This is a genomic window from Puia sp. (assembly GCF_035546395.1).
Taxonomy (GTDB): domain Bacteria; phylum Bacteroidota; class Bacteroidia; order Chitinophagales; family Chitinophagaceae; genus Puia.
Map to the genome: position 1 here is coordinate 25,490 of NZ_DASZXR010000019.1, position 19,993 is coordinate 45,482.

Annotated in this window: 21 protein-coding genes; 14 read left to right on the forward strand and 7 right to left on the reverse strand. The window is 54.4% G+C overall.

Annotated elements, in window-relative coordinates; genetic code table 11:
* Window position 1 precedes the first annotated feature (1 nt).
* The 12 genes from VHE34_RS26315 to VHE34_RS26370 all read left to right on the forward strand — a co-directional run bounded on the left by VHE34_RS26315 (window position 2) and on the right by VHE34_RS26370 (window position 11,103).
* The gene (locus VHE34_RS26315) at window positions 2-220 is read left to right on the forward strand and encodes a hypothetical protein (protein WP_325593574.1); all 219 of its coding nucleotides are present in this window, start codon (window positions 2-4) and stop codon (window positions 218-220) included.
* Window positions 213-1,148, forward strand: a complete 936-nt coding sequence (locus VHE34_RS26320) for a glycosyltransferase family 2 protein (protein WP_325593576.1) — start codon at window positions 213-215, stop codon at window positions 1,146-1,148. Before VHE34_RS26315 ends, VHE34_RS26320 begins: the two co-directional genes overlap by 8 nt.
* A 21-nt stretch (window positions 1,149-1,169) precedes the next feature.
* Window positions 1,170-1,877 carry an FkbM family methyltransferase gene (locus tag VHE34_RS26325; RefSeq protein WP_325593578.1) on the forward strand — a complete coding sequence of 236 codons (708 nt, stop codon included), beginning with the start codon at window positions 1,170-1,172 and terminating at the stop codon, window positions 1,875-1,877.
* A complete protein-coding gene (locus VHE34_RS26330) occupies window positions 1,874-2,851 on the forward strand; it encodes a glycosyltransferase family 9 protein (RefSeq protein WP_325593580.1) in 978 nt (325 codons plus the stop codon). Before VHE34_RS26325 ends, VHE34_RS26330 begins: the two co-directional genes overlap by 4 nt.
* A gap of 15 nt (window positions 2,852-2,866) precedes the next feature.
* Window positions 2,867-3,511, forward strand: coding sequence for an LON peptidase substrate-binding domain-containing protein (locus VHE34_RS26335; protein WP_325593582.1), 645 nt, complete (start codon window positions 2,867-2,869; stop codon window positions 3,509-3,511).
* Between the two features lie 2 nt (window positions 3,512-3,513).
* Window positions 3,514-4,239 (forward strand): type III pantothenate kinase, encoded by a 726-nt coding sequence (locus VHE34_RS26340; RefSeq protein ID WP_325593585.1) that lies wholly within the window; start codon window positions 3,514-3,516, stop codon window positions 4,237-4,239.
* Entirely contained in the window at window positions 4,223-4,807 is a 585-nt protein-coding gene (gene lptC / locus VHE34_RS26345; protein ID WP_325593587.1) for an LPS export ABC transporter periplasmic protein LptC, read from the forward strand. Before VHE34_RS26340 ends, lptC begins: the two co-directional genes overlap by 17 nt.
* Window positions 4,808-4,927: 120 nt before the next feature.
* Window positions 4,928-5,563 (forward strand): TetR/AcrR family transcriptional regulator, encoded by a 636-nt coding sequence (locus VHE34_RS26350; protein ID WP_325593589.1) that lies wholly within the window; start codon window positions 4,928-4,930, stop codon window positions 5,561-5,563.
* 29 nt (window positions 5,564-5,592) lie between these two features.
* A complete protein-coding gene (locus tag VHE34_RS26355) occupies window positions 5,593-6,909 on the forward strand; it encodes a TolC family protein (RefSeq protein ID WP_325593591.1) in 1,317 nt (438 codons plus the stop codon).
* A 131-nt stretch (window positions 6,910-7,040) separates the two neighbouring features.
* Window positions 7,041-8,084 (forward strand): HlyD family secretion protein, encoded by a 1,044-nt coding sequence (locus VHE34_RS26360; protein ID WP_325593593.1) that lies wholly within the window; start codon window positions 7,041-7,043, stop codon window positions 8,082-8,084.
* A 17-nt stretch (window positions 8,085-8,101) separates the two neighbouring features.
* A complete protein-coding gene (locus VHE34_RS26365) occupies window positions 8,102-9,652 on the forward strand; it encodes a DHA2 family efflux MFS transporter permease subunit (RefSeq protein ID WP_325593595.1) in 1,551 nt (516 codons plus the stop codon).
* A 626-nt stretch (window positions 9,653-10,278) separates the two neighbouring features.
* Window positions 10,279-11,103: an NAD(P)-dependent oxidoreductase gene (locus VHE34_RS26370; protein WP_325593597.1), complete on the forward strand. Its 825-nt coding sequence runs from the start codon at window positions 10,279-10,281 to the stop codon at window positions 11,101-11,103.
* A 106-nt stretch (window positions 11,104-11,209) separates the two neighbouring features.
* Here VHE34_RS26370 and VHE34_RS26375 read toward each other — a convergent pair whose 3' ends face one another.
* From VHE34_RS26375 to VHE34_RS26390, 4 genes are all read right to left on the reverse strand, one after another.
* Window positions 11,210-11,581, reverse strand: coding sequence for a DoxX family membrane protein (locus VHE34_RS26375; RefSeq protein WP_325593599.1), 372 nt, complete (start codon window positions 11,579-11,581; stop codon window positions 11,210-11,212).
* Between the two features lie 110 nt (window positions 11,582-11,691).
* Window positions 11,692-13,248 carry a lysine--tRNA ligase gene (lysS, locus tag VHE34_RS26380; RefSeq protein ID WP_325593601.1) on the reverse strand — a complete coding sequence of 519 codons (1,557 nt, stop codon included), beginning with the start codon at window positions 13,246-13,248 and terminating at the stop codon, window positions 11,692-11,694.
* A gap of 147 nt (window positions 13,249-13,395) precedes the next feature.
* Window positions 13,396-14,280, reverse strand: a complete 885-nt coding sequence (locus VHE34_RS26385; protein WP_325593603.1) for a flavin reductase family protein — start codon at window positions 14,278-14,280, stop codon at window positions 13,396-13,398.
* The gene (locus VHE34_RS26390; protein WP_325593605.1) at window positions 14,277-15,290 is read right to left on the reverse strand and encodes a fumarylacetoacetate hydrolase family protein; all 1,014 of its coding nucleotides are present in this window, start codon (window positions 15,288-15,290) and stop codon (window positions 14,277-14,279) included. Before VHE34_RS26390 ends, VHE34_RS26385 begins: the two co-directional genes overlap by 4 nt.
* Window positions 15,291-15,416: 126 nt before the next feature.
* On the opposite strand from VHE34_RS26390, the gene VHE34_RS26395 reads away from it, so the two are divergent.
* Together VHE34_RS26395 and VHE34_RS26400 are read left to right on the forward strand one after the other, a co-directional pair.
* Window positions 15,417-16,646 carry a serine hydrolase gene (locus VHE34_RS26395; protein ID WP_325593607.1) on the forward strand — a complete coding sequence of 410 codons (1,230 nt, stop codon included), beginning with the start codon at window positions 15,417-15,419 and terminating at the stop codon, window positions 16,644-16,646.
* A gap of 109 nt (window positions 16,647-16,755) precedes the next feature.
* Complete coding sequence (locus VHE34_RS26400) at window positions 16,756-17,412, forward strand: sterol desaturase family protein (protein WP_325593609.1); 657 nt, start codon at window positions 16,756-16,758, stop codon at window positions 17,410-17,412.
* Between the two features lie 7 nt (window positions 17,413-17,419).
* On the opposite strand, the gene VHE34_RS26405 is transcribed toward VHE34_RS26400, so the two are convergent.
* From VHE34_RS26405 to VHE34_RS26415, 3 genes are read right to left on the reverse strand one after another with little or no spacing between them, the layout of a single operon-like run.
* Window positions 17,420-17,737: a hypothetical protein gene (locus tag VHE34_RS26405; RefSeq protein WP_325593612.1), complete on the reverse strand. Its 318-nt coding sequence runs from the start codon at window positions 17,735-17,737 to the stop codon at window positions 17,420-17,422.
* A gap of 7 nt (window positions 17,738-17,744) precedes the next feature.
* Window positions 17,745-18,674, reverse strand: coding sequence for a TIGR02757 family protein (locus VHE34_RS26410; protein ID WP_325593614.1), 930 nt, complete (start codon window positions 18,672-18,674; stop codon window positions 17,745-17,747).
* Window positions 18,658-19,797, reverse strand: coding sequence for a cystathionine gamma-synthase (locus tag VHE34_RS26415; protein WP_325593616.1), 1,140 nt, complete (start codon window positions 19,795-19,797; stop codon window positions 18,658-18,660). The genes VHE34_RS26410 and VHE34_RS26415 overlap by 17 nt, the downstream gene beginning before the upstream one ends.
* Window positions 19,798-19,993 lie beyond the last annotated feature (196 nt).

A 19,993-nucleotide genomic window follows, 5' to 3' on the forward strand; every position in this document is an offset into this window, starting at 1 on the left:
TATGAAACTGATGTTTATAGTCATCGTTTCCCTGCTCCTGGCAGCCTCCGCGCTGCCGGCACGGGCACAATGTTCCATCTGCACCCGTACGGCTCAGCAGCTGGGAGAACGGCCGGCCAAAGCGCTCAACAAAGGCATCATCTACCTGGCAGTCACTCCCCTCGCTATCTTTGGGATCATCGGCTATCGTTGGTGGAAGAGCGAAGAACACCATGAGTAACGCCCCGACCGTCTCCGTTGTGCTGGGCACCTATAATGGGGAAGCTTACCTGCGGGAGCAGCTGGACTCCGTCCTCGCTCAAACTTATCCCTTCCTCGAGATCATCGCCATCGACGACGGTAGCTCGGATTCAACCGTCGCCATTCTAAAAGAATACTCCGCCCGCGATACCCGCATAAAAGTTGTCGTCAACGAGCAGAACCTGGGCTTCATCCGCAACTTCGAAAAAGGCTGTTCGCTGGCTACTGGCCGTTGGATCTCCCTCTGCGACCAGGACGACTACTGGTTGCCGGATAAGATCAAAAAAATGGTGGAAGCCATCGGCGACTACCCCATGGTCTACTGCGACTCCATCCTCTGCGACGAAAACCTCCGGCCGCTCGGTACCCGCATCTCCGACCTGGTCCATTACCAGTCCTTCGACGATCCCCGCCAGCTTTGCGTCTTCTCCAGGATGTATGGGCACGCCACGCTCATCACGCGCGACCTTTTCACACGCTCGCGTCCCTTCCTCAAAGAAGTGCCCCACGACGGCTGGCTGGCCTACCATGCCACGCTCTATGGCGGAGTTCTGTATCTGCCGGAAGTCCTCGTGAACTATCGCCAGCATGCCGCCAATGTCTTTGGCGTCGTCGGCCGCAAAAAGAAAAAACCCGCGACCGAAGACAAAGCCGTCCTGAAGAAGCGCGAGCTCCAACGCATCCGCGTCCGCATGCAAGCCTACTGCGACGCCTGTCCCGAATCCCTCGTGCCGCAGAAGAGGTTGCTCCGGGCCCTGGTCCGCAGCTATCGCGATTTCTCACCGTTGAACGATATCCGGCGCATGCTCCTCTTCTTCGCCAACTATCGGCGGCTTCTCGTGGTAAAGAACTACTCCACCCCCCGGAAATGGCTGTTCTGCCTCAAGATGCTGGTCAAGATCAAATAAAAAACAAGTACTTTCGCCGCTATGAGAGCCGGCACAGAAAAAAAACTCTACGAAAAGGTCCGATCGAAAAACCTTGCAGTAAAGCACGTATGCGAAGTGGGGGTCTGGCTTCCGGAGATGTCCAATATCCTCGACTTTATCATCAAAGATCGTCTGCGAACCACCCTGGTCGAACCCGATCCCAAAAGCATCGCCGCCATCCGAAGCTATTTTAAAGACTATCCCAACGTCCAACTGCTGCCCTATGCCGCCTTCGATCATGATGGAACCCTCGAGCTGGTGCAACGCAACGCCTCCACTTTCGTCTCCACTCTCCCATATAGCCCCGCACAGGTGAATGACCATTACCAAATAAAACCCGAAGACACGTTCACCGTGGAGTGCCGACGGTTTGACCAACTGGATGACGCCACCATCGACCTGCTCAGCGTCGACACCGAAGGCAGTGAATGGTATGTCATCCACTACCTGAAAAGCCGGCCGCTTGTCATCTCGGTCGAGATGCACGGCAAATCCTACCTGAATCCCTACTACAGCGACATCGCCGCCTGGATGGCACGCGAAGGCTATGAGAAATGGTACATGGACAAGACCGACATCGTCTACTATAAAAAGGGGGCCTTCCCCATCACGGGCGCCGAAAAACGGCAGTTGGCCTGGATGGACTTCTATGTCCGTTTCCGGCGATTCCGCAAGCGGTTATTCGGAGGAAATAAAGCCGGTAAATGAAAACCTTTATCATCAGCCGCACCGATGCTATCGGGGACGTAGTCCTGACTTTACCGATGGCAGGCGTCCTGAAACAGCTCTGCGCCGATACGCGGATCCTTTTTCTGGGCCGGGCCTATACGGAAGAAGTGGTAATGGCCTCGGAGCACATCGATGGTTTCATCAATTGGGACGAATGTAAAGACCTGTCGGCCTTCAACGCCGACACCATTATCCACGTCTTTCCCGACAAAGACATCGCGCGGCTCGCAAAAAAGGCGAATATAAAGGAACGCATCGGCACCACTAACCGGATCTATCACTGGTGGACCTGCAACCGGCTGGTGAAGTTGTCCCGCCGTCATTCCCCCTTGCACGAAGCGCAGCTCAATCTGCAGCTGCTACGGCCGCTCGGCGCAGCGGCGCAATACTCGCTGGAAGAGATCGGCCAATACTATGGTCTCACGCGCGTGGCTCCCTTGCCCGCGGAGGTCGCCGCGCAAATAGAGCCACACCGCTTCAATCTCGTCCTTCACCCAAAATCCCGGGGCAGCGCCCGCGAATGGGGGCTGGATAATTTCCGCGAGCTGATCCGCCTCCTGCCGCAGGATCATTTCAAGATCTTTATCAGTGGGACCGCCGCCGAAGGCGAGCTCGTTCGATCCCTGTTCGATGAATTTCCCTCTTTGACCGACCTCACCGGCCGCCTCACCCTAAGTCAACTGGTCAGCTTTCTCTCCCGCGCCGATGGTCTCGTGGCTGCAAGCACCGGTCCCCTGCACCTGGCCGCAGCCGTCGGCATCAACGCCATGGGCATCTATCCGCCCATCCGGCCCATGCACCCCGGCCGCTGGGCGCCGATCGGGGCAAAAGCAAAGGTCTTCGTAAAAGAAGGGGAATGCGAGGATTGCAGAAAGACCGGGAACTGTCACTGCATCAGGGAGATACGCGCCGGAATGTTGAAAGATTACCTGCTCTCCCTAACTTCAAAATAATTTATTTTTGTAGGTATGACGAATTTCATTCCCGTGTTTCCTTTAGGGATCGTTGTGTATCCGGGGGAGACAGTCAACCTGCATATTTTCGAGCCGCGCTATAAACAACTCATCAACGAATGCTATGCCGAAGCAAAACCCTTCGGCATTCCGACGGTGATCGACAACAAGCTGAACGAAATGGGTACCCTGGTTAAAATAACCGAGCTCGTAAAAGTTCACGAGAACGGCGAAATGGATATTCGCACCCAGGGTATGCGGGTATTCCGCGTGCTCGAACTGATAAAATCCGTCCCGGACAAACTCTTCAGCGGCGCCATCGTCAACTATCCGGATAATATCGAAGGCCCCGGCAAGCGGGATCTCATGCAGCGCGTGGTCAACGCCATCCGCGAGCTGCATCGCCTGCTGAATATCGAAAAGGATTTTAAAAAGCCGGATGATGAACTGGCCAGCTACGATATCGCCCACCATGTCGGCCTCTCCCTCGAACAGGAATATGAGCTGCTGGGTCTGCTCCGCGAAGAACAGCGGCAGGAATACATCAAGCGCCACCTTGGGAAAGTGCTGCCGGTGATCGCCGAAATGGAAACACTGAAAGAAAGGGTAAAATTGAACGGACATTTCAAAAACCTATCTTCGTTCAAATTTGAAGATTAGCCATGGCTACGACCCTCTGCTTCGATTTTGGTAATACCCGGATGAAATGCGCTGTCTTTACCGATGGGAGCTTCCTGAAGGAAGAGGTGATGGCGGATGACAGCGAAGAAACGATAAGAACACTCCTCGATCGACATCATCCCGGCCGGACGATCCTGTCCTCGGTGATCAATCACAATCCCGGGATGGAAACGCTGCTCCGGCAACACACGAAGTTTCACCGGTTGGGCCACCAGTCGAAACTCCCGGTCACGACACCTGTGGGTAAACCCGAGACCATCGGAGCCGACCGGCTGGCCCTCGTCGTAGCGGCTGTGACCCTCTTCCCGGGTAAGAATAACCTCGTTATCGGGCTCGGCTCGGCGATAACTTATAACTACGTCAACAAATACTGCGAATTCATTGGCGGCGGCATCTCCCCGGGCATGGAAATGCGATTCAAATCCCTGAACGCTTTTACCGCCAAACTGCCGCTGGTCAAGGCCGACTGGAACTTCCCACTCGCCGGCTACGACACCCGCACAAATATCCTCAGCGGCGTGATCCTCGGAATGGCCAAGGAAGTCGACGGGATGATCGAGGCATACGAGGAGAAATATGACAACTTTAACGTGTTACTGAGCGGCGGGGACGGCGTTTTCTTTACCCGTCACCTGAAAAAGAAGATATTTGCGGACCCATACCTGATCTATAAAGGCCTATATGCTATCAGTGAGTACAATCAATAAAGTGCTTTTTATCCTGGGGCTTATCTGTCTCACCGGCATCGCCTGCAACGATAAGAAAGTCGCAAAACCGCAGGCCGGTCCGCGCAAATTGGTGCCCGAAGAAGCCGACTCGCTCGAAAGCCTGCTCAGCGAGCCCACAAAGGATTCCACAGGGAAACTGGGCGCACAGGTAAAAGGTAAATTGACGGCCCCCTATATGAAACGCTACGACCGGGCCGATAGCCCTTACACGGAGTTCCCCCGCACCCTGCACGTGGATTTTTACAACGACAGCCTGAAAACGGAGAGCCAGCTGGATGCCCGCTATGGAAAATACTTCTCGAGCTTTGACAAGGTCTACCTACGGGATTCGGTCGTTGTGAAGAACCTCGCAAAGGGAGATACCCTACGCTGCCAGGAGCTCTGGTGGGACCAGCATACGGAGCGATTTACCACGGACAAACCGGTGCGCATTTATACGCCAGATAAGATTCTGTACGGAACCGGGATGGAAGCTGATCAGAATTTCCGTTGGTATACTATCAAAAAACTGACCGGCACCGTGCTTACGTCCGGAATGCCAAAGTGATAATCAACGATTTAACGGAGAGTCCCCGCCGGTGCGGGGATTTTTTTTGCGAATAAATCAATTAAACGTTTGTTTAATTCAAACGTTTGTTTAACTTTGTGAGGCAATAGCACTTTTTACATGTCAGATAAAAGAGAACATATCCTCGTTGTAGCGGAGGAGCTTTTTGGAGAAAAGGGATTTGACGGGACCTCGGTCCGGGATATCGCACAAAAGGCCGGGGTGAACCTGGCGATGATCTCTTATTATTTTGGCTCCAAGGAGAAGCTGCTCGAAGCCCTGATCGTCTACCGTGCCGAATATGCCTATGGCATCCTGGAAGAATTGAACAAGGACCAGTCCCTTAGCCCCTGGGATAAGATCGACCGGCTGGTGGACTTTTATGTCGACCGTATCCTCAACAACCTCCGGTTCCACAATATCATGTACCAGGAGGCTACCGCCGTCCGGAGTGAAGACATCAAGAGCAGGATCATCGCGATAAAAATGCGCAACCTCGAACAGATCACGAAGATCATCACCGATGGTCAGCAAAAGAAACTATTCCGCCAGGTCGACATTCCATTGACGGTCGGAACCATCATGGGAACGATCTCCTCCTATACCCAATCCAGATCGTACGGATGTAATATTCTTGCCATAAGAGAAGATTCGGATGACGACGCCTATCGCGCGAAGCTTGGTCCCCGGTTGAAGGTGCATCTCAAGCAATTGCTGAGGGCGCACCTGGACATCCGCAATGAGACCACGAAATAATTGAACCGAAAGTAAAATACAAGCACAACATGGAAAAAAAGTTAGCAGGAGTTCTATGCTTCTTACTTTTTACAATCCTTTCGTCCCACGCACAGCGGACCCTCACGATGGAGGAAGCCGTGCAGCTGGGTTTACAGAACAGCAAGCAATTGAAAGTTTCACAGGACAAGATCGATGAGGCGCTGACGAGGCTGGACCAGGCCAGGGATCTCAGGTATCCCGACGCAAAGGTCAGCTTTCAATATCTCCACGCCCTGATGCTTTCCCGCGTGATCCAGATCCCCGGCGTAACAAAGGATCCCATCAAGATCCCCTTCGACTTCCCGGCATATCTCGGCACCCTGTCGGTATCGGAGCCGATCTTCAACGGCAATCAATTCAAATACGCCAAACAGTCGGCCGATTTGATGGTACAGCTGAGCCGGCTCGATGCCGACAAGGATAAGGACGATATCACCTATCTCGTCATCAGTTCCTATCTTAACTATAATAAGATCCTCCAGAATATGCTCATCGTCGCGCAGAACATGCAGGACGTACAAAGCAAGCTGGAAGAGATCACCAAATACGAAAGCCAGGGTCTCGCCACGCAGAACGATGTTCTCCGGTATCAGCTTCAGAAGTCCCAGCAACAGTTGACGGAGATCGAACTGGAGAACAACCGGAAGATCGCCAACTATAACCTGGATATCGTCCTGGGTCTGCCCGATACCACGACGATCATGCTTCCTCCGGTGGTCTATCGCACCAACGAGCAGCTGGTGTATACCGATCTGTTACAGACTGCCGAGACCAACCGCCGCGAGCTGCTCGACCTGGGCTATCAGACAAAGCTGGCCGATGTCAATGTCAGGCAGATACGCGACAAACGCCTGCCGACCGTGGCTGCAACGGGCGGGATGTACTATATCAACCCGACCGGCCAGGTGATCCCGACCCATAACAACCTGATCGCCCCGATCACCCTGGGCATCGGCGCCTCCTGGGACATCGGTACCCTTTATAAGAACAAGAACAAAGAACGGGAAGCGGCCGTGCAACGCCGGGAACTCAACGATGTCCGGGACCGGACCCTCGACGATATCAAGCAGGACGTTCATAAACAATTCATTTTATATCAAAGCTCATTGGAAAAGATCAAGGTACTGGAAGTGGCGGTGCAGCAGGCACAGGAGAACGAACGGATCACCGAATCCAAATACCGGAACAACCTGGTGAATACCACCGACCGGATCGATGCGCAGACCCAATTATACCAGGCCCGCATCAATCTCGAGCTGGCCAAGTCCGATGCGACGATCTCCTATTATGATATCCTGAAAGCCACCGGTAAGGTGCACATTTGATGGGCCACGTGCCCATCGGCCGAAGGCCAGAGATAAGATATTTGAGCCGGAGGACCCAAATTTGACAACAGGTCCGAAGGCGAAAATCGAACGCAACCAAAACAATTCAAACAAGATCATTATCAAAGCATATGGAACAGAATAACACAAAAAAGCCGCGTAAAAAACTCGTATTCCCGATTATCCTGGGTCTCGTCCTGGTCGGAGCGCTGTTCTTCTCAATAAAAGAATATGTATTCTTACAGTCGCACGAGGAAACCGATGACGCGCAGGTGGATGGGGATATCAGCCCCGTGATCGCAAGGGTATCCGGGTATGTGCAGGAAATCCGATTCAAGGATAACCAATATGTACATGCAGGGGACACCCTCGTTATCCTCGACGACCGGGACTATAAGATCAAGTTGGAACAGGCGCTTGCCGCCCAGTCCGCCGCGCAGAAAACGGCCGCCGCTACCGGCGCCGCCATCAACGAGGCGCAGTCGAACTTTGCCGTACAGAAGGCGAATATCGAAGCAGCCCAGGTTCGTTTGTGGAAGGCCCGGCAGGACTTCGAACGCTACAAGAACCTCTACGACGACCACGCCATCACCAAGGCCCAGCTCGACGAGGTGACCGCCGACCGCGATGCCGCCCAGGCCGCGCTCGACGCCGCCAAGAGCCAGGTCCCGGTGATCAATACCCGGGTGAACGTCAGCCGCGTACAGACGGTCGCCAGTACCTCGCAGATAGATACCCGCAAGGCCGATGTGGAATATGCCAAATTACAGCTGAGCTATACCGTCATCACGGCCCCCGCCAGCGGTACCGTCTCCAAACGGAATATCCAGATCGGACAACTGGTCCAGGCCGGTACACCGCTGTTCTCCATCGTTCATGAGGACGTGTATATCACGGCCAACTTCAAGGAGACCCAGATGCGCGATATAGCACTGAACCAAAAGGTCGATATCCGCGTGGACGCCTTCGACAAACAGGTGATCCCCGGCACCATCGAATCCTTCTCCGGCGCGACAGGCGCAAAATTCTCGCTCCTTCCCCCGGATAACGCCACGGGTAACTTCGTGAAGGTGGTTCAGCGTATCCCGGTCCGTATCCACATCGATTCGGACACCGCTACCTTACGCCGCATGCGGCCGGGGATGAGCGTCGATGTCGTCGTGCATACCAAATAACTTAATAATCTCTTTTTATGGCAGAATATGGCTTTAGAAGGTGGATCATCACTTTCACCGTTATCACCGCCGCCCTGCTGGAACTGATCGATACGACGATCGTGAACGTGGCGCTGCCCAATATCATGGGTAACCTGGGCGCGACCCTCGAAGATGCGAACTGGATCGTGACCGGCTACGCCGTTGCGAATGTCATCATCCTGCCGATGTCCGGATGGCTCGGGGACCGGTTCGGGCGGAAGAACTACTTCCTCGCCTCGATCCTCATCTTTACCATCGCCTCCTGGCTTTGCGGTAACTCGGGTAGCCTAACGGAACTCATTTCCTTCCGTCTCCTGCAAGGTCTCGCCGGCGGCGGCCTGATCTCTACCGGACAGGCGATCCTGCTGGAAACCTGGCCGCCCAGCGAGGTGGGCATGGCCACTGCCCTGTTCGGCCTCGGCGCCGTCGTCGGCCCCACCGTCGGCCCGACGATCGGCGGTTTCATCACCGACAACCTGTCCTGGCAGTGGATCTTCTACGTCAATATCCCCGTAGGCGCCGTCGCAGCCTTCTGTGTGTCAACATTCGTCCGGGAATCTCCAAAATACGGGCAGGGTAAACGGATCGACTGGTGGGGCATCCTCTTCCTGGCGATCGGCGTCGGCGCCCTCCAGGTCGTGCTGGAAAAAGGAGAGGACAAGGACTGGACACAGACCTGGTGGATCACCGCGCTGATCTGGACGACCATTATCTCCGCCGTCTGTTTCGTCTGGCGGGAGACCAGCATCGACTACCCCGTCGTCAACTTCAGGATCCTGCGGCACCGAAGTTTCTTTATCGGTATCTTCACCTCCTTTGTGCTCGGGGTTGCGCTCTATGGCAGTACGTTTATTTTCCCGGTGTTTTGTCAAAATCTCCTGCATTTCACCGCCCAACAGACCGGCCTGATCCTGTTCCCGGGCGGCCTGGCCACCATCCTGTGTATGCCCTTCGTGGGGAATATGCTGAAGAAAGGCTTCCCGGCCCAGATCCTGTCCGCCGGCGGCTTCATACTCTTCTTCATCTTCTGCTGGATGCTGTCAGGCTCTACGCTGGAATCGGGCACCGGCAACTTCTTCTGGCCCCTGATCGTTCGCGGTATCGGGATGGCCATCCTCTTCGTGCCGCTGACTACGTTGGCCATCGCCGACCTGAAAGGCCCCGAGATCGGCCAGGGCACCGGTTTGAATAATATGATGCGGCAACTGGGAGGATCCTTCGGAATCGCGATCATGACCACGATCATCCATATCCGGATGGGCCAGAACCGAAATATCATGCTGGAACATATCCATAACTATAGCCCGGAGTTTCTGGCAAGATATAACCAGACCGTACAAGGCTTCCTCGGTCAGGGCATCTCCCTCTCGCAGGCTCAGCAGATGGCCTACGGGGCTATCGAAGGGGTCGTTACCCGGCAGACCATGCTGACCACGTACGATGGCATGTACCTGCTCATCGGGGTCTTCACCCTTTGCTGCGTACCCCTGATCTTCCTGCAGCCCTTTAAAAAGAAACCTGTGGCCATGCCCGTCGACGCCCATTAAACCAAACACAAACACAAACTTCTTAGATAGGAAAAAGAACAACGGAAAGGCATCAGACCAACAGATCAAACCAACGCTCCATGCAAAAAGAAAAGTCCTGAATCTCTTCAGGACTTTTCAATTACTTGTACGATACTTAACCAACAGTTCTCGGCCATCAATAGGTACAAATTTTAATTCGGCTTGTTCTTAGGATTTGGATCAACTTGGATTTTGGATTTACTAAAGTCTTGATCGATTAAGGATTCGAGGGTTTTACTGGATCTTGGATTCTTGTTGGTTTTTGTTAAGGATGTTAGATCTTGGTTTTTCGTTCGGAGCGGATCTTGGTTTTTCGTTCGGATTTTTTCATTCATTCAGTGGTCGTTCATTCGGACATTGGATTGAATCACCCATCGATCATACTTAACGATACAAACATACAATAGGGTGTTAATCAGTGCAAGAGAAATAATGCTATATTTCCTTGTTGATGAATTTACCGTCCGGATCGTAGAATTACGAGAGACGCCACGGGATTCACCCGCAGGACCGGCAGTGGCCGGTCCCCAGACTAAGCGTTTTTTTGGGAAGCATCATAAATTCCCCTATTTTGTAGGTAGTAAAATGATCGAGATCAATATTTCATGAAAAATTTCGAGAACAAAACAGTCCTCATCACCGGCGGCACGCGGGGCATCGGAAAGGCCATCGGCCTCCGGCTCGCCCGGGAAGGAGCCAATATTGCCATCGTCGGCAAAACCGCCGAGCCCAATCCGAAACTGGAAGGAACCATTTATACCGCGGCCGAAGAGATCGCCGCCGCCGGCAACGGCCAGGTCCTGCCGCTCCAGGGTGATATCCGCTTTGAAGACCAGATCAAGACCATCGTCGCGAAGACGGTTGAAACCTTCGGCAGCATCGACGCCCTGGTCAACAACGCCAGCGCCATCAACCTGGCCACGACCGAACAGCTGGAGCTCAAACGCTATGACCTGATGCAAAATGTAAATGTCCGCGGGACATTTTTGATGAGCCAGGCCTGTATCCCCCACCTCAAACAGGCGCATAACCCGCATATTCTCAATCTCTCGCCGCCCCTCAACCTCGACCCCCGCTGGTTTGCTCCCCATCTCGCCTATACGATGAGCAAATACGGAATGAGTATGATCATCCTGGGTCTCGCCGAAGAGCTGCGGCAATACCGGATAGCCGCAAACGCGCTCTGGCCAAAGACGACGATCGCCACCGCCGCCGTAAAGAACCTGCTGGGCGGGGATTTCCTCATGCAACGCAGCCGCACCGCGGAGATCGTTGCCGACGCGGCGTTCTACGTATTGCAGCGACCGTCTTTTGAATCGACAGGCAATTTTTTTATAGATGAGGACGTTTTACAACAGGAAGGGATCAGCGACTTCGGCAAATATGCCATCAATCCCGACCAAAAACTAATGAACGACCTGTTCCTCTGACCTATAGGACAACTCAACTCTTTTTCATTTTAATCCTTGGGTAAAAAAAGCAAATGTCCTCCCGCCTCGCGCGGGAGGAGCTGTTTCATAGATATACCCCGTCAGTCTATCGCCTCGACGCCAACAACAAGGCCGCGGCGGCAAGTCCCGTGTCCTTGATCAGGTTGGTGAGGGGGAACCGTCTCGCGTTGCTGTCCTCCGCGTGTAGCACCGCCGGAAGATGCACGGTCAAAACGATCAATAGAAGGAAAAGGGCTAATAACAGGGCCGCCAGCCGGACCTGTTTGTCGATCAGAAAAGCTATTGCCGCTAATAGCAGGCAGGTGCCGGTGGCATAGACCCAGAACACGCCACCGGGGAGGAAGGAGGGAACCATCTTTTGCATGCCGGTACCATATACGAAGTGGTTGATACCAAAAAAACCAATAACCAGGGCATAGAAGATCGTCCCGATCCTGGAGAGGGTTGCATTATCCATATGGCAATCGTTTTTAGCTACTTCTAATATAACCAAAAATTGCCATGTAACAATGGATAAATTATGCACAAGGATAAGCGTTGCCGGTAGTTTCGCGGCTCCAACCGCCGCTAGGCGTCTGCTTTAGGCTCCTCAAGCGTCTGCTCGCCGATCCTCTCGGGGCGCATTTGCGGAAAGAACAGCACGTCCTGGATACTCGGCTGCCCGGTCATCAGCATCACGATCCGGTCGATCCCGAAACCGATACCCGCGGTCGGGGGCATCCCATATTCCAACGCCCGCAGAAAATCATGATCGATGAACATGGCCTCGTCATCCCCCCGCTCCATCAATTGCAACTGCGCTTCAAATCGCTCGCGCTGATCGATGGGGTCGTTCAGCTCGCTATAGGCGTTGGCGATCTCTTTACCGTTGACCATCAGCTCGAATCGCTCCACCAGCCCCGGCTTGCTCCGGTGCTTCTTGGTAAGCGGGCTCATCTCCACGGGATAATCGATGATAAAGGTCGGCTGGATGAAATGCTCCTCGCATTTCGAGCTGAAGATCTCGTCTATCAGCTTTCCCTTGCCCATACTGGCATCCACGTGGACCTGCAACCGGTGACAGACCCTGCGCAGTTCATCCTCATCCATGCCGCTGATATCGATGCCCGTATATTCTTTGATCGCATCATACATCGAAATGCGGCGGTAGGGCGCCTTGAAATCGATCGTTTTCCCCTCCACTTCGACCGTGGTGCTTCCGTTAGTGGCGACGGCCGCATGTTCGAGCAACTGCTCGGTCGTCTCCATCATCCACAGGTAATCCTTATAGGCGACATAAAACTCGAGCACCGTGAACTCGGGATTGTGGGTCCGGTCCATGCCCTCATTCCGGAAATTGCGGGAGAACTCATAGACCCAGTCGAAACCGCCGACGATCAGTCGCTTGAGGTAGAGCTCATTGGCGATCCGCAGGTAGAACGGCACGTCGAGGGCATTATGATGGGTGATAAAAGGTCTTGCCGCCGCCCCACCGGGAATGCTTTGCAGCACCGGCGTGTCCACCTCGAGCGCCCCCCGTTCGTTCAGAAAGGCCCGGATCGCGTTGATCATCTTCGTCCGCCGGACAAAAACATCCTTTACCTGCGGGTTGACGATCAGGTCGGCATAGCGCTGACGATAACGGAACTCCGGATCGGTCACCGCATCGAAGGTCTCTCCCTCTTTTTCCTTGGCCACGGGCAATGGCTTCAAGGACTTTGCCAACAGGTTGAACTCCTTCACGTGAATCGATACTTCACCCATTTTGGTCGTAAAAACATACCCCTTTACGCCAATGAAGTCCCCCAGGTCAAGGAGACGCTTCCAGACATTATCATAAAGGGTCTTGTCTTCGCCCGGACAGATCTCATCCCGTTTGACATAGATCTGTATTCTTCCGGTACTGTCCTGGATCGCGGCAAAAGAAGCCTTTCCCATATCATTTCGTCGCATAATTCGTCCCGCGACGACGACCTCGGCGAAGTCCCCGTTATTGACCCCTTCCCGATAATTCTCTTTAATATAGGCCGCTGTCGTATTGACTGGATACAACGCCGCGGGATAGGCATCGACGCCCAGCGAGGTCAGTTCCACCAGCTTGTCCCTGCGGATCAGCTCCTGTTCCGATAAATTTCCTGTGTTCATACGTAAAAAATGTGCGAAGCCGCCGGAGGCGGCTTTGGCCCGCGAAGATAAGCCATTACAGGGAGAACCACAGGTTCTCCAGCCGAAGGCCCGACATTGGCCGATTGGCGCCGAAGGCAAATTTCCTTCTGTTGCCGTAGGCGCCAATCACGCCAGAGCTAACAACACTTGCCAGGCCTCTCTGACCTTCCCCGCGTCCAGCAGCGCTGCTGCGTATAGATGCAGCTCCTTTTCCATTTCCACCGGGCTAACCGAATAATATTGGAAGATCGAAGTAAGCCGCTCGTCCTCAAAGGCGGCATCAACAACCGGCAACTCATGCACATTGGCCAGCTGACCCAGCTGGTTGCCGCTGAGGATATTGCTGTTACGGATGGGGTCGGGGAGGGCATCCATCCCGATGCCCAGCCGGGCATTGGGCTTTTCGACGGCAAAAAGATTCTCCGGACCGACCCGGCAATACCAGTCCCCGCCCAACCGGGCTACCAACGCCAGCCGCCGCTGGTCGATATGTTTCTTTTCCGCATCGAGAATATCATCATCGATATGCATCCGCAACGCTTCGCAGAACACGAGATTCCCCGCCCCCGGCCCCTCGCCCAGCGTCTTCGTCTCCAACACCCGGCATTCGATCTTCACCTTGCTCTCCTTCACCATCGGAGGCCGCACCAGCGTCGCCGGCACTTCCATAAAGCCGGCCTTGACAAACTCATTGACCCCCTTGGGAAAATCGCAGCTGGAAAGACTGGTCTGCTGCACCATCGCATAGTCGACGATATTGATCACCACCTCCGGCACCTCCAGCACATTGTGCCAGCTATGTTTGGTCGTATTGTCGCGTACCCGCCGCGACGGCGAGAAGATAAGCACCGGCGGATTCGTGGAGAACAGGTTGAAGAAGCTGAAAGGGCTGAGATTGACCCGGCCCGCCAGATCGATCGTACTGGCAAAACAGATCGGCCGGGGAGCTACCGAGCTTTGCAAAAAATGCTGCCGCTCCATCGGACCTAAATTGGCGAGATCGACGATCATGAGGGTCTCTTTTTTAGCGCCAGCAACGAGCGGTCGCTGTCCTCCCGCACCATCGTATTGCTTAGGATACCCAGCCCATCCACTTCCAGCTCCACTACGTCTCCCTCTTGCAGCCACTGCTCGGTATAATTCGCGTCATTCAATTTCCCGGTACCATTCAGCTCCAGGAAACAGCCCGTGCCGACGGTGCCGCTGCCGATGACGTCACCCGGATACAGATCGACGCCATAGGAGGCCCGCTCGATCAGCTCGGCAAAGGTCCAGTCCATATCCGCCAGGTTTCCATCGCTCACTTGCACGCCGTTGACCCGGCACTGCATTCGCAGGTTCCAGGCCTTCCCCGTATGCCCTTCCTTACAGGCCGTTTCAAACGCCTGCAACTCGTCCAGGGTCACCAGCCAGGGACCGGTCGCCGTTGAAAAATCCTTTCCCTTCGCCGGCCCGAGATTCAACAGCATCTCTTCCATCTGCAGCGTCCGGGCGCTGAGATCGTTCATGATCATCAGCCCGGCGATATAGTCATCAGCCTCCTCCGCCGGGATGTTCCGGCCGAACCGCGAGATAACGATGGCGACTTCCAGCTCGAAATCCAGCTTCTCGAAATGATCGGGCATACACCGGACTTCGCCGGGCCCCTGGATGCAATGATGATTGGTGAAATAAAAGACCGGATACTGATCGAACTCGGGGATCATCGGCACCTTTCGATTGCGTCTTGCCGCGGCTACATGCTGGCGAAAGGCATAACCGTCCCGGCAAGAAGCAGGTATCGGCAGCGGCGCCAGCAGCGTCACCTCGTCCGCCGGCAGCGGACGCCCCGACCGGAGCGTTCCCTCTTCTATCGAGATCACCCCCGCCTGCATGACCGGATACAACTCATCCCAATAGCTGAGGAACATGCCCATCGTATTGGGAATGTCGGGATGGATGCGGTCGACATCATAGATAAGATCGTTCACCAGCACGCCCAGCTGCTCATGCTCTTCTTTGAGATAGGTTACAAGCTTCATAGCCGCAAGATATTGGATTGCGACAAAAAATTCCCGGAAATATGATTTTTTGCCGCAATCCCGCTAATGTTTGCCCATTTCATGGGCGAACCGCCAGAAGCCGGTTTTGGTTTACCTTCGTTCTCTATGCACCGGTTTGTCCTTTATTGCCTGCTTTTCATGGCCAGCATCACCGCCTCCGCCCAGCCTCGTACCGACAGCTTCCTCGTCCGCCTGCTTCGAGACCATGCTTCGCCTCTCCTGCAAAGGATCCTCGACAAACCCGACTCCTTCCACTATCAACTGATCTATACGCGCATCGACCGGGATAAGCACAACCGTCCCCATTTTACCAACTTCGCCTATCACCTCGACGAAAACGAGTATTTCAACCCTGCCTCTACGGTAAAGATGCCCCTTGCTTTCCTTGCCCTCGAGAAGCTCGACAGCCTCAGAATCGACAAAGAAACACCCATGCTCACCGACAGTGCCTATAGCGGCCAGACCTCCGTGTCCACGGATACCAGTTCGGCCAACGGCCTGCCGTCCATCGCCCAATACATCCGGAAGATATTCCTGGTCAGCGACAATGACGCCTACAACCGGCTCTATGAGTTCCTCGGCCAGGAAACCATCAACCGCCGCCTCCATCAGCTGGGCTATCCCGATATCCGCATCACCCGCCGATTTGTCCCGATGACCGAAGAGGAAAATCGCCACACCAACCCCATCCGGTTCGTCCGCGACGGCCAAACGATTTACCGGCAGGACGCCGCTACCAGCCATTTCATTTTTGACTTCCCCCGCCCCATCCTCTATGGCAATGCCTACTACGATCGCCACGACTCCCTGATCCATGCCCCGATGGATTTTACCCGCCATAATAATTTCCCCCTCGCCGACGCGCGCGAGATCCTTCAGTCGGTGCTCTTCCCCGGTTCCGTCCCGGCCGGCCGCCGGCTGCACCTGAACGCCGCCGACTACCGGTTCCTCTATCAATATATGAGCGAGCTGCCCCACGAATCGGCCCACCCGCGGTACGATACGGCCGAATATTTTGACAGCTACACCAAATTCTTCTGGTTCAAGGCCGGCCGCCGCCCCATACCCTCGTATATCCGTATCTTCAATAAACCCGGCTGGTCCTATGGGTTCCTGACGGATATCGCCTATATCGCCGATTTTGAGCACAACGTGGAGTTCATGCTGACAGGGACGATCTATACCAATAGTGACGGAGTGCTCAATGACGACAAGTACGACTATGACGAGATAGGCTATCCTTTCTTCCAGCAAGTGGGGGAGATCATCTACCGGTATGAGCTCACCCGGCCCCGGAAAGTTGCCCCCGATTTAAGGGCCTTTAAGAGGCCGTAGGCCTCTTGTCCGAAGGACAGACATTAGCGAAGTGCGGGGAATGCGTATTTTTCCTCCGGTCGCATTTCCCGCACATTCCGTACTTTTGTACCCTCAAGTACTGGAAACCATGAAATTCGAAAAGATCAATAACAAAGGACAGGCACAATTATTTAAGAATCAGTACCTGGAAATGTTGACCAAGACACATCCCCTCGTGATTTGGGGGATGTACCTGCCTATTATCATTTACTTCCTCTATCATGCGGGCTCCGACCTCGGCTTCAACCCCTGGCGCATTGCCCTTGTATTCTTCGCCGGCATGTTCTTTTGGACCTTCTTTGAATACCTGATGCACCGCTATGCGTTCCATGCCGTTGCCGAAAGCGAGCGGGCCCAGAAGTTCATTTATACGATGCACGGCAACCACCACCATTTCCCCCGCGACAAAGAGCGGTTGTTCATGCCTCCCGTACCCAGCCTCATCATCGCCTCGACGCTCTTTTTCATTTACAGGCTGATCATCGGCAACTACGTATTCATGTTCTTCCCCGGCTTCATGCTGGGTTATCTTCTTTACGGTAGCATGCACTATGCGATCCACGCCTGGAATCCTCCTTTCAAATGGATGAAACCCCTGTGGCGCAACCACCACCTTCATCACTATAAGGACGAACACAAAGGATATGGCGTCAGCAGCACTCTCTGGGACCGAGTCTTCGGCACCATGTTCGACCTGAAAAAGGAAAAAGAAGATAAAGAGAAGGTAAAGGAACTGATGTTCTGATCTGACACTACCATCTTTCTTCATCGCCGCCCACATCCCGCCGATACCGGCGCCGGGTTTCTATCTTCTGCCATTGTCTTTCGATGATCAGCCTGGCAATCACCCTCGCGGCATCTTCCCCGGCATTCTCCTGTAACAATCCGCGCAGCTTCGATTCGCTGACATCAACCCGGTACAGCAATTGGACCAGCGCCCCAAAGTCCCGTTGGATCATCGTATTGACCCGTTCCGCCAGCAACGATTCAAGCTCGTCGATCGCCGCAACCTCCCGCAGCTGCAGCGCATGGGTTTGATTCAAATCCGTTATAAGGGCATGTAGTTCCATAAATACCTCAAAATTTCTCCAGCGCACCCAATCCGAAAAGGGCAAAATCGTATTTCGTCGGGTCGTCCGCATCAAACTCCCGCAAATGTCCCGTCAGTTCTATCGCCGCCAGCCAGTCCGACGAAGGCCGCGTCAGGAGCCCGAATTTTTTGGCCACCCTGGCCACGTGCATATCGAGCGGGCAGATAAGGCGATCCTGCCCGACCCGCCTCCAAAGGCCAAAATCGACGCCGTTATTGTCCTTGCGCACCATCCACCGGAGGAACATATTGATCCGCTTGCAGCTGGAATTCTTCTCCGGTGAGGCGATATGCTTCCGCGTGCGGGGGGGTACCAGGGGTGCGGAGCCCCTCTCGGCCAAAGGCCAATCATTAGCCGGCTCTTGCCGGAGGCCTGCTTTTCCGACGGGCCGATCGACGAGAGCCTCGTCGAGCGAAAAGAAGTAATGATAAAAGGCCGACAACGACCTTTCCGCCTCCCATCCTTCCCTCGCGGACCCCCGCTCCTCCCAGGGCCGCAGGAAGGCATCCTCGAGTGAATCGTAATGACTATAGTGATGCCGGAAAAAAGCGACGAAATAAAGCAGGTCCGTCGCATTAAAGGTCCGGTGCCGGAAGTCCAGCAGCCGCTTCAGATCCTTATCCGTATGATGCAGGACAAATTCATAAGGCGCCTGGTCCATCAACCGCATCAACTCCTCCGACTTCCGAATGATCGTCGTCCGGTTCCCCCAGGAAAAGATCGCCGTAAAAAAGGCCGCTATCTCGATGTCCTGCTGCCGGCTATACCCATGCGGAACGCGGATCGGATCGTCGGCAACAAACGCCGGCCGATTATATTCCGCCACCTTCTTGTCCAGGAAAGCCTGCAGCTCGCCCCTTCCATCAGTCGCCCGCTTACCCGTTCCGGCGGCAGCCCGCTTACCCGATCGCTTCACGCAGGTCCGCTTTTATGTCGTCCACATCTTCGATCCCAATGCTCAACCGGATCAGCGAATCGCTCAACCCGTTTTTTAACCGCTCTTCCCTGGGAATGGACGCATGGGTCATCGTAGCCGGATGGTTGATCAGCGACTCTACCCCGCCAAGACTCTCGGCAAGCGCGATCAGCCTCGTGGAGGACAACACCTTCTTCGCCGCCTCGAGGCTGTCATCCTTCAGCGTGAAGCTCATCATCCCGCCAAAACCCCTCATCTGTTTCTTTGCAACAGCGTAGCCGGGAGCATCTTCAAACCCACACCAATACACCTTTCCCACTTTGGGATGAGCCCGCAGCCAATGCGCAATGGCTGCGCCATTGGAGCAATGCCGGTCCATCCGGACATGCAGGGTCTTCAATCCCCGCAGAACCAAAAAACAGTCCTGCGGACCGGGAACGGCGCCGACGCTTTTTTGAATAAAATACAGCCTGTCCCGAAGCCCGTCGTCATTCATCGCCAAACAACCATGGATCACGTCGCTATGTCCGCCCAGGTATTTGGTGGCGCTGTGCAGCACGATATCCGCACCCAGGTCCAGCGGGTTCTGCAGGTAGGGCGAGGCAAAAGTGTTATCGACACACAGCAGGATACCCTTCTCTTTGGCAATGCCCGCCAGTGCCGCGATGTCCATGATATTCATCAGCGGGTTGGTCGGCGTCTCCACCCATAGCAAACGGGTATTGGCATTGATATGAGGACGAATGGCATTGGCATCCGCCATATTTACAAAATGAAAACGGATACCCGCCTTTTCGAAGATCTTGGTGAACAGCCGGTACGTCCCTCCATACATATCGTTACCCGCGATGACCTCGTCGCCGGGCACCAGCAACCGGAGCACCGCATCGGTGGCCGCAACGCCACTACTAAAACAGAGGCCGTGCCTGCCATTCTCTATCTGCGCAATAGCTGTTTCCAGCGCGGCACGCGTGGGATTCTGCGACCGGGCGTATTCATAGCCCTTATGCACACCCGGCGCGCTCTGCACATAGGTCGACGTTTGATAAATAGGGGTCATAATGGCGCCCGTCGAAGGATCGGGTTCTACGCCTGCATGTATGAGTTTGGTGGAGAGTTTCATTGATTAAAGATACGAAGCGAAAACCAGTTGTCCGCTTTAACAAAAACTTAACCGCCCGAGTGCAACATGCTCCCGGCGGTTTCGCGCAAAGTTTCGCCGGTTTAAAAATAAGTTTTACACCCTTGGGTCGAAGTCGTTCACAATGCCCTCCGAACCATCCCAAACAACTATCGCCGGAAGTGTAGAATCACTTGAC